Here is a 15810-nt window from a genome sequence, read left to right as displayed (position 1 = left end):
GACAATTGGCAGGTAAGCGCATCAGGGAGTAGAATCCGGGCGGATGAATGAGTCGAACACTCGAAGCGAGGTGGCAACATGAACGAAAATGCTCGAGAGGCCATTTTGGCGGCGGCTAGATCCGCAGCCCAACTGCACGGTTACAGCGGTATCAATTTCCGTAGCATTGCCGACCAAGTGGGTATCAAGAACGCCAGCATCTACTACCACTTTCCCAGCAAGGCAGGCCTGGCTGCGGCGGTTGCTGAACGCTACTGGCAGGACACGCTGCGGGGGCTTGAAGGGATCCGCGCCGCCAATAGCGATCCGAAGGAGTGCGTACGGCTGTACCCCTCCATTTTTCGAAAGTCGCTTGAGGACGGCAACAAGCTCTGTCTGTCCAGCTTCATGGCAGCCGAATACGAAGACCTTCCCGAGGAGGTGTCACGAGAGATCAGGGCTTTTGCGGACGTTAATGTGACATGGCTCGCCCAGCTGTTGGCAGATGCTGGAACAGGCAGTGCAAAAGAATGCGAACGCCGCGCCCGCGCCATTTACTCCGCTGTTGCGGGTGCTCAGTTAATCGCGCGAACTCGGGCGGATGTCGGTCTGTTCGATGATCTGATTTTGAGCTATCGGGAAACAGGATTGATTCCAGCCTGATCCTGATTCGATTTGTCTGTGAGAAGGGTGGGGCTGCTACGCAGCCCAGCGGGAGCAAGCTCCCTCGCCACGGGGTTTTGGTTCAATCGGGGCCGTGGGTGTAATTCAGTTGTTTGCATTGGTGGCCGGGTGCCACAATCGTCGTTTTCGTTGCGTCACGATCAGGTGGATCACATGCATGGCCCAAGATCACGGAATGACCAGGCGCTTTTCATAGCCGAGCAGGTGCGAACTGACCGATTGCAGCAACTCTTTAGCCAATCCGTGTCTGCCGTTTTTGGTAGCTACCTCGCTGCCATCATGCTGAGTTGGCTGTGCTGGGATCGTTTTGAACACAACGTTATCTTTTGGTGGCTGGCCATCCTGACCGGATCGACGCTGTTGCGCATCTCGTTGTTTGTTGCCTACGTCCGCAGCGACAAAAGTGAGCGCACGCCTGAACGCTGGGAGCGCAAATACTGGATCACGCTGGTGCTGTCCGCCAGCATCTGGGGGGGCGGCGCATTAGCGCTCATGCCGGCAGACGATCTTTTGTCCCAGGCATTGGTCATGCTCTTTACTGTCGGGATGTCCGTCAGTGCGGTGTCTTGCTACTCCGCCTACCGCAACATGACGCTTGTCTCCATTGGCTCGGTTCTATTGCCGTGCACCGCCTGGCTTCTCTTTCAACCGTCCCCGACTCAAGTCGGCATGGCACTGTCGATTTTGGTGTTCACCGCATTTGCTGCCCTCGCTGCACACAAAATGTCCCAGGCACTGGAAACCGCTTTTCGACTCACCCGTGAAATGGAACAGGCGAACAGCATTTCAACCCGCGCAGCCCAAACCGATGAACTCACCGGCCTGAAGAGCCGACGCGCCTTTTTCGAACATGCCCAACAGCTCTACAACAAGTGCAAAACCAACCGGTTGGAGTTGTGTGCGGTCATGTTGGATATGGATCACTTCAAGCACATCAACGACACCTACGGCCATCAGGTGGGGGATCAGGTTCTGCGCCAGATGGGGATGGTCATCAGCTCGTCCTTTCGGGCCACGGACGTTCACGGCCGGTTAGGGGGAGAGGAATTCGCCATTCTGCTTCCGGATACGTCTATTGAGGTCGCCACCCAGATTGCAGAACAGCTCATCGATACAATTGCGGGTTTGATGATCGAGCCTGTTCACTGCATAACCGCCAGCCTTGGCGTCGCGTCGACGGAGGCCTGTAATAAGGATCTTCACGGCTTGATGAACGATGCGGATAAGGCCCTGTATCGGGCGAAGGCGCTGGGGCGCAATCGAGTGGCTGTTGCTTAGTCGGGTTGGCTTTGCCTCATCAGTCGTGATTTGCTCGTGTCCATGTTCTGCGTCCCCTTCCAGAAGCGGAACGCGGAGCGTCCCTGGCGGCATTTCCACGCAGAGCGCGGGAACGATCCAGAAGACCATCATTGTGCTGTGAACTCCCTCTCTCCGAAGGCCTGCAATTGCGCTGGCCCTGCTGATATCCCCTAGCACCTCCTTCCCCTTGGCTCACCTCTGGCCCACACAAGCTGGCGGCACTGCGCCTCGTGAAAATAAATTTCTTTTAAGATCAATAATTTAAATAAATCCCGCTAAATTTTTGAAAATTTATCTTGCGCGCTAATTATTTGAGCGTTAATTTAATCGCAACTGGTTAGCGCACAAATATTTGGCGCAGCCAAAAACCAAAATTCGATCAGCCCATTCAGCAAGAGGAAACACCATGAACGTTCTCTACACCGCAGTCGCAACCTCCACCGGTGGCCGTGATGGCCGTGCTGTTTCCAGCGACAAGATTCTCGACGTGAAACTGGCCACGCCAAAAGCCTTGGGTGGTGCCGGTGGTGAAGCCACCAACCCTGAGCAACTGTTCGCAGCCGGCTACTCCGCCTGCTTCATCGGCGCACTGAAATTTGTCGCCAGCCAGAGCAAACGCAGCATTCCTGCCGACGCCTCGATCACGGCACACGTCGGCATCGGCCAGATCCCTGGCGGTTTCGGTCTGGACATCGACCTGCACATCAGCCTGCCAGGTCTGGACCAAGCCGATGCTCAAGCGCTGGTCGACGCGGCTCACCAGGTTTGCCCGTACTCCAACGCAACACGCGGCAACGTCGACGTCCGTTTGCACGTCACCGTCTAACTCACTCACATACAAATAAAAGGATCAGGACATGAAAACTTTCCGCAAAACACTCGTTGGTTCGCTTCTGGCACTGTCCCTCGGCAATGCGTTCGCCACTTCATTTGTTCAACCTACGTTCGCTGAGGGTGGCTCGGATCGACTGATCGAAAAGCGCGTAGCCGAAGGCGGCTCGGATCGCCTGATCGAAAAACGCGTAGCCGAAGGTGGTTCGGATCGCCTGATTGAAAACCGTGTAGCCGAAGGTGGTTCGGATCGCCTGATCGAAAACCGTGTAGCCGAAGGTGGTTCGGATCGCCTGATCGAAAACCGTGTAGCCGAAGGTGGTTCGGATCGCCTGATCGAAAACCGTGTAGCCGAAGGTGGTTCGGATCGCCTGATCGAAAACCGTGTAGCCGAAGGTGGTTCGGATCGCCTGATCGAAAACCGTGTAGCCGAAGGTGGCTCGGACCGACTGATCGAAAACCGTGTAGCCGAAGGTGGCTCGGACCGACTGATCGAAAACCGTGTAGCCGAAGGTGGTTCGGATCGCCTGATGGAAAACAGAGTGGGCTGAACAAGCCCTTCACCACGCCAAAGTCGGTCAAATCAACCCATGTTGTCTCCAAAACAAAAAACGCCGCTTATCTCTCATGAGGAAGCGGCGTTTTTTTTGCAACGTGTCGTGGGATCCTAAACGATGCTATCCACCACGCCACCATCGACACGCAGTGCCGCACCCGTGGTAGCCGAAGCCTGCTCCGAGCTGACGTAAATGATCATGTTGGCGACTTCCTCGACGCGCGCCGCGCGCTGGATGATCGAAGTGCTACGGTGCTCATTGACGAAATCTGCCGCGACCTTTTCCAGGCTTTCCCCGGTGCGCTCAACGTCTGCCTGGAGCATCTGGGCGACCCCTTCGGAAAGCGTCGGCCCAGGCAGCACCGAGTTCACCGTAACGCCCGTGCCAGCGAGCCGCTTGGCCAAGCCGCGAGCAATGGAAAGTTGGGCGGTCTTAGTGAAGCCGTAGTGGATCATGTCCGCTGGGATGTTCACGCCCGATTCCGACGAGATGAACACAATCCGCCCCCAACCCCGCTCGACCATGCCCTGCGCGTAGGCCCTGGAAACACGCACGCCCGACATCACGTTGGTTTCGAAGAAGCGTTGCCATTCGCTGTCCGGTGTTTCGAAGAAATCCTGCTGTTTGAAAATGCCGAGATTGTTGATGACGATATCGAAGCGCGGGTACTTCGTGATCAATGCCTGGCAGCCCGGCTCGTTGCTGAGGTCCCCCACGAAACCGTCGGCCCTTGAGGCAAGATCGCCCAAGCGCTGCAACGCATCTTCCACGCTGCTCTCGCTGCGACCGTTGATAACCACTTGGGCGCCGGCTTCGAGGAAGCCTTTGGCTGTGGCGAAACCGATACCGCTGGTGGATCCGGTGACTAAGACGTGACGGCCGGTGAAGTCGATTTTCATGGGAGGAACTCCTTGATGAATGGACCTGGGGGCTGCGCGATATTTTTGGCTGGATGATAGTTAAACGGGGTTAGAGATGGATCTTCGAGGGTCTCGAATCGTCGTTCATCCAGCGCTTTCGATATCGCAGGGGGTTAATCATGGACGCGATTGGGGATTTGCGCCTCTTTGTGGGTGTTGTTGTGACGGACAGCCTGAGTGGAGTAAACGAACCTGACGCAAATAGTCGGGTTCGTTTTATTGGAAAGATCTTTACTCGGGGCCTGTTTTTGATCAGTCACTCAGGAAGCCGACCACACCGCCAATTCATAGCCATCTGGGTCGATAAAGTGGAAACGTCGGCCACCCGGGAAGGCGAACACTTCACGGCTGATGGTGGCCCCTGCGGCTTCGAGCCTGAGTTGGGTGCCTTCAAGGTCATCCGCGTACAGGATGATCAACGGGCCACCTGGGCGAACAGGTTCACCGGTCGTGAACCCACCGGTCAGGCGACCGTCGCTGAATTCGGTATAGGTCGGGCCGTAGTCGACGAAACGCCAGCCGAATACGCTGCCATAGAAAGCTTTGCTTCGGGCGATGTCGTTGACATTGAACTCGATGTTATCGATTTGACGGTCATTTCCGCGAATGCCCATTGACGCTTCCTTGGCTGATTGGGGAGTAGGCGAGCTTAGGCCATTCACGCCTCACTAAGCTTGAAAAAATCGATCCGGACGGCAGGGAGTGAGGGCAGGGGAAGGCTTGTCGCCGATGATCTCTTCACTGGCAAGACGGCCCACAACCGCCGCCAGGGTAACGCCGGGGTGCATGACGCACACGTATACGCCGCCGACCTGCGGAAGATAACCAATGATGGGGATGTCATCGGCAGGCATGGGTCTGTATCCGACACAAGCCGATTGCAGGTCCAGGGAGATGACGCCGTGGAGCTCGTTTTTGATGGCGTTGGCCGTTCGCAACGCAATCTCCGAGGGTTGGTTTTCCAAGGCGTCGCCCAGGTAGTCTTCGGCCGCCAGCAACGTACCCTCTGGGGTTTGCCTCACTTCCATTTCCGGGTTGGAGATGAGGGTGCGTACCACGTTGGGTTGCGACGTGTAGCGGATGAAAATCGCCGGCGAAGTTTCTATGGGCAGGGGCACTTCAAGCAGGTCGGTCAGCTTCTTGATGCCTGTGCCGGCTGCCAGTACGACAATATCGGCCTCGATGATACCTGCGGCGGTTTCGACGCCCAACACCGTGGAACCCTGGGTTTTAAAGCCGAGAACCGGCGTTTGGGTGAGTACTTGCGCTCCATTCGCCTGGGCGCCGGCGATCAATGCATGGGTGGCTGCTACGGCGTCCAATGCGCCTTCTTCTGCTGCATACGAAGCGAATTGAGGAGGGTTCTTGAGGTTTGGCTCAAGCTCGAGAATGCTCGATCGGGGTATCCGGTTTGCCGGAGTTTTTGTGCTCACGCCGTAAGACAGGGCGCCAGTCCATTGGATCTTCAGGCCGGGTAGCTGTGTTTCAAGTTGGTGGTATTCCTGGATGGCGGCACCGCGCAATGGCGCAATAGGATCGGGGTCGCCGTGTGTGGTGTTGATCCAGGCGAATGAGCTGCCGGTCACGCCTGACGCAATGCCTTTGGCCTCGACGACCGTGACATACGCGCCTTTGGCCGCCAGGTGGTAGGCCAGGGATGCGCCGACGATGCCCGCACCGATGACGATGACGCGTTTGCCTGGAGCGTTATCCATTTCGCCTCCGTTGGGTTGTGCGCTTGGTCGGTTGGGGCTGCTTCGCAGCCCAGCGGGAGCAAGCTCCCTCGCCACGGGGTTCAGGGTAGGCTTGGAAACGATCAAACTTGGGGCTGCTGCGCAGCCCAGCGGGGATAAATCCCCTCGCCACAATGACGGGGTTGCTGCGCAACCTATCGGGGGATGAATCCCCTCACCACACTTAATCCTTTTCCAGAATTAATTCCTGACCGCTACTGATCACGCGCGACCCTGCCGTTCAAGCCTGCGCGGTAAATCGCTGCGCAGCACGCCGTTCAAGCATCGCGGCTTCCGTCTCGCGCGTGGCCCGTTCGCCTTTGTACGCCAGTTGGTTGAAAAACAACCCATCCGAAAATTCCTTGGGCGGCACCGAGCCGGCGCGCTTGAGCATCGGCGCCAGATCGATGGTGCTGGCGAAGTTTTCCTTGGTCAGGTTGTAGAGACCCAGATAGCTACCGGACCATGGTGAGTCGGCGTCGACCATGTCGATGGAGGCGTCGCGGAACGCATTGGCGGCGGCTTTCAGGTCATCGGATTCATTGAGCAAATCGGTGAGCCGCTGGATTTCCGAGCTGCTGAGCTGGCCGGCCGTGTTGAGCACTTTCAGCTTGCCGTCGGCCTCGACGGTGAAGCCGTATTTCTTGCTGGCCAAGTCCGGATCGGTTGCCGACAGCGTTGACTGGAATGTCTCGAAGGAGGTGGTCAGCGTGCTTTTCGCTCCCGCGGTGATCTCGGCAAGTCGAGGGAAATCGGGCGATTGGGATCGACCCACCCAGGTGGTGGTGACCACCAGCGTTTGCTCCATGGCCTGGGTTTCTTCACTGGGGTGGTAGATGGCCGCTGGGCCGCCATTTTCCAGTTCCTTTACGGAGCCTGCTGGAGGATGGGTGACCAACTTCTGCTCGGAACGGGTGAGGTTGGTGTTGGCTGGAGTGATAGAGGCAGTGCTAAGAGAGAGTTCCATTTCATCGGTCCATGATTGGCGGATACATGGGTTATCGACAGTGGGGGCTCAAGCTTTAGGTTGAAGGTTGGGGGTGGGGCTGCTGCGCAGCCCAGCGGGAGCGAGCGCCCTCGCCACAATTAGAACCCTGCCTTCAGTACCACCGCGCCTCGCCCGGTGGGCGTTTCTTGAAGCGCTTCATGCTCCACATGTACTGACTCGGGTAGGCCCGCACGTAGCGCTCCACCACTTGGCTCATGGCGGCGCAGGCGGTTTCGGTGTCGGTGCTGTACATGGCGTCTGGTGCGGCTTCGAGGATGACTTTGTAGCCGGAGCCGTCCGGCAGGCGCAGGGCGTGGAGGAAGACGCCGACGGCTTTGCCGCCGGCGAGCATGTTGGGGACGAACTTGCTGGTCAGGGCCTGGGTGGCGAAGAAGGGTACGAAGATGCCGGCGGATTCCGACGGTTCGGGGTCGGCGGGGATGCCCACCTGGCCGCCTTTGCGCACTTCCTTGATGACGCTGAGGATGCCTTCCTTGGTCGACGCCGCGACTTTGTTGCCCAATTGCACGCGCTGTTTGCGCAGCAAGTCATCCACCGCCTTGAGCTTGGGCGGGCGGTAGAAAATGATCGGTTTGCACTGGCTGCAATAGAAGTGGTTGAGCACTTCCCAGTTGCCCAGGTGGCTGGTGATGCCCACCACGCCTTTGCCGGACGCCAGCGCTTCTTTCAATACATCCAGGCCTTCGACTTCACGCACCAGGTCGATGGAGCGCTGGGCCGGCCAGATCCAGGCGCAGGCGCTTTCGGTCAGGGATTTGCCGATGTCCTTGAGGCTCTGGCCCACCAGGCGCTCGCGCTCGGCCGGGTCCATCTCGGGGAAGCACTTGGCGAGGTTGATCCGCACCACGTCGCGGGAGCGGTTGGGCAGCTTCCACATGAACCAGCCAATGGCCGAGCCCACCGCTTGCACCGCGCGCCAGGGCAGCAGCGCAAACAACCGCAGAGCGCCGACCAGCAAGGCGCCTTTCAACTTATCCACAGGTCACTCCTGAATTCTTGGGTCGTATTGCGAGCCGACTATTCTAACCACCGTTTGCCAGCTCGGCGTAACGGTCGCAATCCTGGGTGTGGTCCATGACCATCCCCGAGGCCTGCATCAAGGCGTAGCAAATGGTTGGGCCGACGAAGGTGAACCCGGCTTTTTTCAGGCCTTTGCTCATCGCCAGCGCCTCGGGCGTGATGGCCGGCACTTCGGTGCGGTCCTTGAAGTGGTTGATGATGGGTTTGTCGCCCACGAACGACCAGAGAAACGCCACCGGATCTTCCAGGGCCATCCAGGCCTGGGCATTGCGCCGGGCCGCCTTGAGCTTGAGGCGGTTGCGGATGATGCCGGAGTCGAGCATCAGGTCGTCGATTTCCGCATCGCTCATCTGCGCCACTCGTTGCACGTCAAAGCCAAACAGCACTTGCCGATAGCGCTCGCGTTTGCGCAAAACGGTGATCCAGGACAGTCCGGCCTGGAACCCTTCGAGCAAAAGCAACTCGAACAAACCCTGCGCATCGCGCAGCGGCGTGCCCCACTCCTGATCGTGATAAGCCATGTACAACGGATCGTCAGAACACCAAAAGCAGCGTGGCATAAGGCTCCAGGGGGCGTGCGCACGAACGAATCGGGTATACTCCCGCTCTTTAAATCGCAGCCCAAGAAACAGGTGAATTTCGTGAGCCAGCCTACGCCAGCCGTGCGTACCTTCCAAGACTTGATCCTCGCCCTCCAGCAATACTGGGCCGAGCAAGGTTGCGTGGTACTTCAGCCCTACGATATGGAAGTAGGCGCCGGCACTTTCCACACCGCCACGTTTCTGCGTGCCATCGGCCCGGAAACCTGGAACGCCGCTTATGTGCAGCCCAGCCGCCGCCCGACTGACGGCCGCTACGGCGAAAACCCGAACCGTCTGCAGCACTACTACCAGTTCCAGGTGGTGCTGAAACCGAACCCGGAAAACTTCCAGGAGCTGTACCTCGGCTCCCTCAAGCACGTGGGCCTCGACCCGCTGGTGCACGACATTCGTTTCGTCGAAGACAACTGGGAATCGCCGACCCTGGGCGCCTGGGGCCTGGGCTGGGAAGTCTGGCTCAACGGCATGGAAGTCACCCAGTTCACCTACTTCCAGCAAGCGGGCGGCATCGAGTGCTACCCGGTGACCGGCGAGATCACCTACGGTCTGGAACGCCTGGCCATGTACCTGCAAGGCGTGGACTCAGTCTATGACCTGGTATGGGCTGACGGCCCGTTCGGCAAAGTGACCTATGGCGATGTGTTCCACCAGAACGAAGTGGAGCAGTCGACCTACAACTTCGAACAGGCCAACGTCGAGAAGCTGTTCGAGCTGTTCGATTTCTACGAAAGCGAAGCCAAGCGCCTGATCGAGTTGGACCAGCCGCTGCCATTGCCGAGCTATGAAATGGTGTTGAAGGCGTCCCATACCTTCAACCTGCTGGATGCACGCCGGGCAATTTCCGTGACCGCGCGCCAGCAATACATCCTGCGTGTACGCACCCTGGCGCGTTCCGTTGCGCAAGCCTACCTGCTGGCCCGTGCCAAGCTGGGCTTCCCGATGGCGACCCCGGATCTGCGTGATGAAGTGTTGGCTAAGCTGGAGGCTGCACAATGAGTGCTCAAGATTTTCTGGTTGAACTGGGCACCGAAGAACTGCCACCCAAAGCCCTGAACACCCTGGCCGATGCATTCCTGGCCGGTATCGAAAAAGGCCTGCAAGCCGCTGGCCTGAACTTCGAAGCCAAGCACGTCTACGCCGCGCCGCGCCGTCTGGCCGTGCTGATCACCGCCCTGGCGACCCAGCAGCCGGACCGCAGCATCAACCTCGACGGCCCACCACGCCAGGCCGCGTTCGATGCCGACGGCAACCCGACCCAGGCCGCCCTCGGTTTCGCCAAGAAGTGTGGCGTGGACCTGAGCGAAATCGACCAGAGCGGCCCGAAGCTGCGCTACAGCCAGAGCATCAAGGGCAAGCCGACCGCCAGCCTGCTGCCGACCATCGTCGAAGACTCCCTCAATGACTTGCCGATCCCCAAGCGCATGCGCTGGGCCGCGCGCAAGGAAGAGTTCGTGCGTCCGACCCAATGGCTGGTGATGCTGCTCGGTGACCAGGTCATCGATTGCACGATCCTGGCCCAGAAGGCCGGTCGCGATTCCCGTGGGCACCGCTTCCATCATCCGCAGAGCGTGCGCATCACCTCGCCGGCCAACTACCTGGCCGATCTGCGTGGCGCCTACGTGCTGGCCGACGCCAACGAACGTCGCGAGCTGATCAGCAAGCGCACCGAAGAGCTGGCCTCCCAACAGGAAGGCACCGCCATCGTGCCGGCCAACCTGCTGGACGAAGTGACCGCGTTGGTGGAATGGCCAGTGCCGCTGGTGTGCTCGTTCGAGGAACGTTTCCTCGAAGTGCCACAGGAAGCGCTGATCACCACCATGCAGGACAATCAGAAGTACTTCTGCCTGCTGGACGCCGACGGCAAGTTGCTGCCGCGCTTCATCACGGTGGCCAACATTGAAAGCAAAGACCCGCAGCAGATCATCGCCGGTAACGAAAAAGTCGTTCGCCCGCGCCTGACCGATGCCGAGTTCTTCTTCAAGCAAGACAAGAAACAGCCGCTGGAAAGCTTCAACGAGCGCCTGAAGAACGTGGTGTTCCAGGAAAAACTCGGCAGCGTCTACGACAAGGCCGAGCGCGTATCGAAACTGGCGGCGTTCATCGCCCCGCGCATCGGCGGCGACGCCCAGCGCGCGGCCCGTGCCGGACTGCTGTCCAAGTGCGACCTGTCCACCGAGATGGTCGGTGAGTTCCCGGAGATGCAAGGTGTCGCCGGTTACTACTACGCCCTCAATGATGGCGAGCCACAAGACGTAGCCCTGGCGCTGAACGAGCAGTACATGCCCCGCGGTGCCGGCGCTGAACTGCCGACCACCCTGACCGGTGCGGCCGTGGCCATCGCCGACAAGCTCGACACCCTGGTCGGCATCTTCGGCATCGGCATGCTGCCTACCGGCAGCAAAGACCCGTATGCCTTGCGTCGTGCGGCACTGGGCGTGCTGCGGATCCTGATCGACAAGCAACTGGACCTGGACCTGAACGACGCCGTGGCGTTCGCCGTCAACGCGTTCGGCAGCAAGGTCAAGTCGGCCGGCCTGGCGGATGCCGTGCTGGAATTCATCTTCGACCGCCTGCGTGCGCGTTATGAAGACGAAGGCGTCGATGTCGCGACCTACCTGTCGGTGCGTGCACTGAAGCCGGGTTCGGCCCTGGATTTCGACCAGCGCGTACAAGCGGTGCAGGCGTTCCGCCAACTGCCGCAAGCTGCAGCGTTGGCAGCGGTGAACAAGCGTGTGTCGAACCTGCTGAGCAAAGCCGAAGGCAAGATCGCGGCCACCGTCGAAGCCAAATACTTCGACAACGCCAATGAGTTCTCCCTGTATTCGGCGATCCAGCAGGCGGACCAGGCTGTCCAGCCAATGGCGGCGGCACGTCAATACAATGAAACCCTGACGCGCCTGGCGGCACTGCGCGAACCGGTGGATGCGTTTTTCGAAGCAGTGATGGTCAATGCCGAAGATGCCAACGTACGGGCCAACCGTTACGCGCTTTTGGCGCGCCTGCGTGGTTTGTTCCTCGGCGTCGCCGATATTTCGCTGCTGGGGTAAGCCTTGAAACTGCTGATTCTCGATCGGGACGGGGTGATCAATCACGACTCCGACGCTTATATCAAATCGGTGGAGGAGTGGTTGCCGCTGCCCGGTTCGATCGAAGCCATCGCGCAGTTGAGCAAGGCCGGCTGGACGGTGGCGGTGGCCACCAACCAGTCGGGCATTGCTCGCGGTTACTACGACCTCGCCGTGCTGGACGCCATGCATGAGCGCTTGCGCGCATTGGTGGCCGAGCAGGGCGGGGAAGTCGGGCTGATCGTCTATTGCCCTCACGGGCCGGACGAAGGCTGCGATTGCCGCAAGCCCAAGCCGGGCATGTTGAAGGCCATTGCCGAGCATTATGATGTGCCGCTGGCGGGTGTGTGGTTCGTCGGCGACAGCCTCGGTGACCTGGAGGCGGCCAAAGCCGTCGATTGTCAGCCAGTTTTAGTAAAGACCGGGAAAGGCGAGAAGACTCTGGGCAAGACCCTGCCGGTGGGCACCTTGATTTTTGACGACCTGGCGGCGATTGCCGCTGAACTTATCCACAATTAGAGCTCCCAAGACAACCTGATCAAGGATTGTTCGGGAAGCGCTTGAACAGGCGGGCATTGCCCGCAACGGTAAATGCCGCTATGTCGATATTGCAGGCCATCAGAACCTTTCTCTTTTACCTGCTGTTGGGCACCAGTTCCTTGCTGTGGTGCTCCCTGAGTTTCTTTATCGCGCCTTTCTTGCCGTTCAGGGCGCGCTACCGTTTTATCAATGTGTACTGGTGCCGTTGCGCACTGTGGTTGAGCAAGGTGTTCCTGGGCATCAGCTATGAAGTGAAGGGCGCTGAGAACGTGCCTGACCGGCCCTGCGTGATCCAGTCCAATCACCAGAGCACCTGGGAGACATTCTTCCTCTCGGCCTATTTCGAGCCGTTGAGCCAAGTGCTCAAGCGCGAACTGTTGTTCGTGCCGTTCTTCGGCTGGGCCATGGCAATGCTGCGTCCGATTGCCATCGATCGCGACAATCCCAAGGTGGCGCTCAAGCAAGTGGCGAAGAAGGGTGACGAACTGCTCAAGGACAAGACTTGGGTACTGATCTTCCCCGAGGGCACTCGTGTTCCTTATGGAACGGTCGGAAAATTCTCCCGCAGCGGTAGCGCGTTGGCGGTGAATGCGGATCTGCCGGTACTGCCGATTGCACACAATGCCGGCAAATTCTGGCCCAAGGCTGGCTGGATAAAAACGCCGGGGGTCATCACGGTGGTGATCGGCGCGCCGATGTATGCCCAAGGCAGTGGGCCTCGGGCCATCGCCGAGCTTAACGACCGTGTACAAGCCTGGAATGAACAGACGCAACGGGAGATGGGTTCACTGCCCGCAGCTCCCACTGCTACGGATCAAATCGCTGTTTGAGATCTGTGGATAAGCTGTGTACCGTTTTCCCTGAAAGCGTCGCTTTTATGTTCTAAGACTATGTTTTTTATACATATTTCATAAACACATAAAACGGCCAAAAAGGTGCATAAGTTTTTATAGCGCTCCAAAAAAGATCGCTGCCATCGGCACTTCCTGCTGAGGGCAGCGATTTTTTTTAGTCTTCCAGCAAGGGGAATCCCAAGCTAAACGTCGTGCCTTTACCCACCACACTGTGGCACTCGATTTTTCCGCCATGATGGTCAACCACCGCCTTGACCATCGACAGTCCCAGGCCAATGCCATCCACTCCCTGAGCGGATGAAAATCGTCGGTACTGGGTGAACAGGTCCGGCAGTTCTTCGACGCTGATGCCCTTGCCTTGGTCAGCGACAGTGCAGGTCAACCAACCCATCGTGCAATGGACCTGCAGCGAAATGCAGGAGTCGGGCGAGCTGTACTTGATGGCATTTTCCAGCAGATTGAAGAGCGCACGGGTCAGCAAAGATTGGTCTGCTTTCACCATCGCTTCTTCGTTGTGTATTTCGTGGCTGAGTTGAATGCGTTTTGCTTGTGCGATGGGCAATGCCTGGTCGACCACGTCCAGAACCAGCATGGCGAACAACGTCGGTTGAAATTGATAAGCCTCGGATTCAGCCTTGGCCAATTGCACGAAGCCATCGGTCAGGTCCAGGGCGCGACGCACCTGGCGCTCGATCTGATCGAACACCGGGTTGGTATCGCCCGCCTGATGGCGTTGCACATCCAGTAACGCGAGGATCGCCGAGTGAGGCGCACGCAGATCATGGGACAGAAAACGCAGCATGACGCTGCGTTGCTCTTCGGCTTCTCGCTCCGCGCTCAGATCGGTGAGGCTCAGCAGCCAGCCAATCGGCGCATCGCCGTCGACAGGCAATAGGGCGGCCCGTTCCAGACGCAAGCTGCGCTCGCGAGTGTCGCGAAACTCCACCAACGGCAATGTGGATAACCGATGGGGCCCTCGCTCCAGCGCCGGGTAACCCAGTTGCGCGAGATGCTCCAGCACATCACCGCCCGCCAGGCCATGGCCGAAGAGATCACGTGCCTTGCGGTTACCGAGCAACAACTTGCCTTGAGGGTCGCTGATCATGGTTGCCACGGGCAGGTATTCCAGGCCGTCGGCGATGAAACGGCGCGTGTCCCGCGTTCGACTCATGGCTTGTTCCAGGGCCATGATCTGGCCCTGCAGGCGGTCACTGCCGGTGTACGGGGCACGGCGACGTTCCGGGAACACCTTCGGCTCCCCATCCAGGCGCGCCAACTCCCAGCCGAAATAGGCCAGCACTACGCTCAGACGCCGCCAGTTCCAGATCAGGTAACCCAACAACATGCCCAAGACACTGGCCATCGGCGACCACCACCAGCCCTCCGCGCCCAGCACCGCGCTGAGCAACAGTGCCAGGCCCATGCCCCCCACCGTCGTCCATAGCGCCAGCTGCGGGCGCAGCAGCAGCAATCCCAATACGCAGGCTACCAGGCACACCGACAACAAGGCTGCAACCGACCCGTTGCTCATGGTCTGGGTAGTGAACGACAGCAGGGCAGTGAGCGGCAGTAGAAGCAAACTTATCCACAACCACTCCCGCACCAATTGTCGAAACAATCGTTGGACCTGGGTCGGTTCACGACTTTCACGGCGACGCTGGTTGCTCATAGGCACTCTGACTGAACAGTGGAACGACGGGACGAAAGAAAGCCCCAGACTATAGCGGACTCGCCAGGTAGCGCGCAGCTGGCTTTCCCTGAACGCCGCGAGCCGGTATTGTCGCAGCCAGCGACAGGGCAATGGCATGAATCAGCTGGCACGCCGCAAGCTGATCCAGATTGCATAAACCCTGAGATGTCCGTTACTCCCGAGATCAAGGAATCGCGTCCCATGCGTGTCGCCATACTGGATGACGAACCGGCCGAACTGCGCCGGGTGGAACAGACACTGCAACAAATCCCCAGCAAGAACGAGCAAGCCTGGACCCTGCATAGTTTTGAACGCGGCGAAGACCTGTTGCGCCAACTGCGCCGGGAAACCTTCGACCTGTTGATCCTCGACTGGCAATTGCCCGATATCAGCGGGTTGTCGCTGCTGCGCTGGACACGCGAGCACATGGACTCGCCACCGGCGGCCATCATGCTCACCAGCCGCGACGGCGAGCACGACATCGTCCAGGCCCTCAACGCCGGCGCTGACGACTATGTCAGCAAACCCTTCAGGCCCAACGAACTCAAGGCGCGGGTCACAGCCGTGCTGCGCCGTCACAACCTACAGCGCACCCCCGCCAGCGATGTGCTGGTGTTCAACGATCTGGAGTTCGACGACGCTGAACTGACCGTCACCCGCGCCGGCATCCCCATCAGCCTGACCGAACGGGAATACCGTTTGGCCCGTTGCCTGTTCGCCAATCTGGGCCGTCCGCTGTCCCGGGAGTATTTCTACGAGCGCTTCTGGACCCACGAGGAAATGACCTCGTCGCGTCCGCTCGACACCCACATCTATCGCCTGCGCAACAAGCTCGGGCTGACGGCGGATCGAGGTTGGCAGCTGCTGACGATTTACGGGTATGGGTATCGGTTGGAGAGTGTGGCGGCAGGCAGTGAGGCGTCGGTGGCCAGTTAGGAAACCGACGGCTCATACTGGATGGCATCCCCGTGGCGAGGGAGCTTGCTCCCGCTGGGCTGCGCAGCAGCCCCTTTTTTGTGAGCGCTTCGCA

The 15810-nt window shown here is 59.1% G+C and carries 16 protein-coding genes; 9 read left to right on the top strand and 7 right to left on the bottom strand.

Annotation, left to right across the window (positions count from 1 at the left end):
- Nucleotides 1-78: 78 nt before the first annotated feature.
- The 4 genes from QNH97_RS29025 (at nt 79) to QNH97_RS29010 (ending at nt 3344) form a co-directional block, all read left to right on the top strand.
- Nucleotides 79-642, top strand: a complete 564-nt coding sequence (locus QNH97_RS29025; RefSeq protein ID WP_283554979.1) for a TetR/AcrR family transcriptional regulator — start codon at nt 79-81, stop codon at nt 640-642.
- Between the two features lie 174 nt (nt 643-816).
- Nucleotides 817-1941 (top strand): GGDEF domain-containing protein, encoded by a 1125-nt coding sequence (locus QNH97_RS29020; protein WP_283554978.1) that lies wholly within the window; start codon nt 817-819, stop codon nt 1939-1941.
- Between the two features lie 427 nt (nt 1942-2368).
- Entirely contained in the window at nt 2369-2788 is a 420-nt protein-coding gene (locus QNH97_RS29015; RefSeq protein ID WP_030139009.1) for an organic hydroperoxide resistance protein, read from the top strand.
- Between the two features lie 31 nt (nt 2789-2819).
- Nucleotides 2820-3344: a phage infection protein gene (locus QNH97_RS29010; protein ID WP_283554977.1), complete on the top strand. Its 525-nt coding sequence runs from the start codon at nt 2820-2822 to the stop codon at nt 3342-3344.
- 116 nt (nt 3345-3460) lie between these two features.
- Here the strand turns inward: QNH97_RS29010 and QNH97_RS29005 are convergent, their stop codons facing one another.
- From QNH97_RS29005 to QNH97_RS28980, 6 genes are all read right to left on the bottom strand, one after another.
- A complete protein-coding gene (locus tag QNH97_RS29005; RefSeq protein ID WP_283554976.1) occupies nt 3461-4249 on the bottom strand; it encodes an SDR family NAD(P)-dependent oxidoreductase in 789 nt (262 codons plus the stop codon).
- Nucleotides 4250-4530: 281 nt separating this feature from the next.
- Complete coding sequence (locus tag QNH97_RS29000) at nt 4531-4884, bottom strand: VOC family protein (RefSeq protein ID WP_283554975.1); 354 nt, start codon at nt 4882-4884, stop codon at nt 4531-4533.
- A gap of 54 nt (nt 4885-4938) precedes the next feature.
- On the bottom strand, nt 4939-5985 hold the full coding sequence (locus QNH97_RS28995; RefSeq protein WP_283554974.1) for an NAD(P)/FAD-dependent oxidoreductase: 1047 nt from the start codon (nt 5983-5985) through the stop codon (nt 4939-4941).
- A 259-nt stretch (nt 5986-6244) separates the two neighbouring features.
- Nucleotides 6245-6970 carry a hypothetical protein gene (locus tag QNH97_RS28990; protein WP_283554973.1) on the bottom strand — a complete coding sequence of 242 codons (726 nt, stop codon included), beginning with the start codon at nt 6968-6970 and terminating at the stop codon, nt 6245-6247.
- A 133-nt stretch (nt 6971-7103) separates the two neighbouring features.
- The gene (locus tag QNH97_RS28985; protein ID WP_283554972.1) at nt 7104-7991 is read right to left on the bottom strand and encodes a lysophospholipid acyltransferase; all 888 of its coding nucleotides are present in this window, start codon (nt 7989-7991) and stop codon (nt 7104-7106) included.
- Nucleotides 7992-8034: 43 nt separating this feature from the next.
- Complete coding sequence (locus QNH97_RS28980) at nt 8035-8592, bottom strand: DNA-3-methyladenine glycosylase I (protein WP_283554971.1); 558 nt, start codon at nt 8590-8592, stop codon at nt 8035-8037.
- A gap of 81 nt (nt 8593-8673) precedes the next feature.
- Here QNH97_RS28980 and glyQ point away from each other — a divergent pair, with 81 nt between their 5' ends.
- From glyQ to QNH97_RS28960, 4 genes are all read left to right on the top strand, one after another.
- A complete protein-coding gene (gene glyQ / locus QNH97_RS28975) occupies nt 8674-9627 on the top strand; it encodes a glycine--tRNA ligase subunit alpha (RefSeq protein WP_283554970.1) in 954 nt (317 codons plus the stop codon).
- The gene (gene glyS, locus QNH97_RS28970; protein WP_283554969.1) at nt 9624-11678 is read left to right on the top strand and encodes a glycine--tRNA ligase subunit beta; all 2055 of its coding nucleotides are present in this window, start codon (nt 9624-9626) and stop codon (nt 11676-11678) included. Before glyQ ends, glyS begins: the two co-directional genes overlap by 4 nt.
- 3 nt (nt 11679-11681) lie before the next feature.
- On the top strand, nt 11682-12215 hold the full coding sequence (gmhB, locus tag QNH97_RS28965) for a D-glycero-beta-D-manno-heptose 1,7-bisphosphate 7-phosphatase (protein ID WP_283554968.1): 534 nt from the start codon (nt 11682-11684) through the stop codon (nt 12213-12215).
- An 80-nt stretch (nt 12216-12295) separates the two neighbouring features.
- On the top strand, nt 12296-13066 hold the full coding sequence (locus QNH97_RS28960) for a lysophospholipid acyltransferase family protein (protein WP_283554967.1): 771 nt from the start codon (nt 12296-12298) through the stop codon (nt 13064-13066).
- A 178-nt stretch (nt 13067-13244) separates the two neighbouring features.
- On the opposite strand, the gene QNH97_RS28955 is transcribed toward QNH97_RS28960, so the two are convergent.
- The gene (locus QNH97_RS28955) at nt 13245-14759 is read right to left on the bottom strand and encodes a sensor histidine kinase (protein WP_283554966.1); all 1515 of its coding nucleotides are present in this window, start codon (nt 14757-14759) and stop codon (nt 13245-13247) included.
- Nucleotides 14760-14981: 222 nt separating this feature from the next.
- Between QNH97_RS28955 and QNH97_RS28950 the strand changes: the two genes are divergently transcribed.
- On the top strand, nt 14982-15716 hold the full coding sequence (locus tag QNH97_RS28950; protein WP_283554965.1) for a response regulator transcription factor: 735 nt from the start codon (nt 14982-14984) through the stop codon (nt 15714-15716).
- Nucleotides 15717-15810 lie beyond the last annotated feature (94 nt).

It is taken from the genome of Pseudomonas sp. G2-4 (assembly GCF_030064125.1).
Lineage (GTDB): Bacteria > Pseudomonadota > Gammaproteobacteria > Pseudomonadales > Pseudomonadaceae > Aquipseudomonas.
The sequence above is the reverse complement of the archived record's forward strand: the minus strand, read 5'-3'. Positions and strand labels throughout refer to the sequence as shown.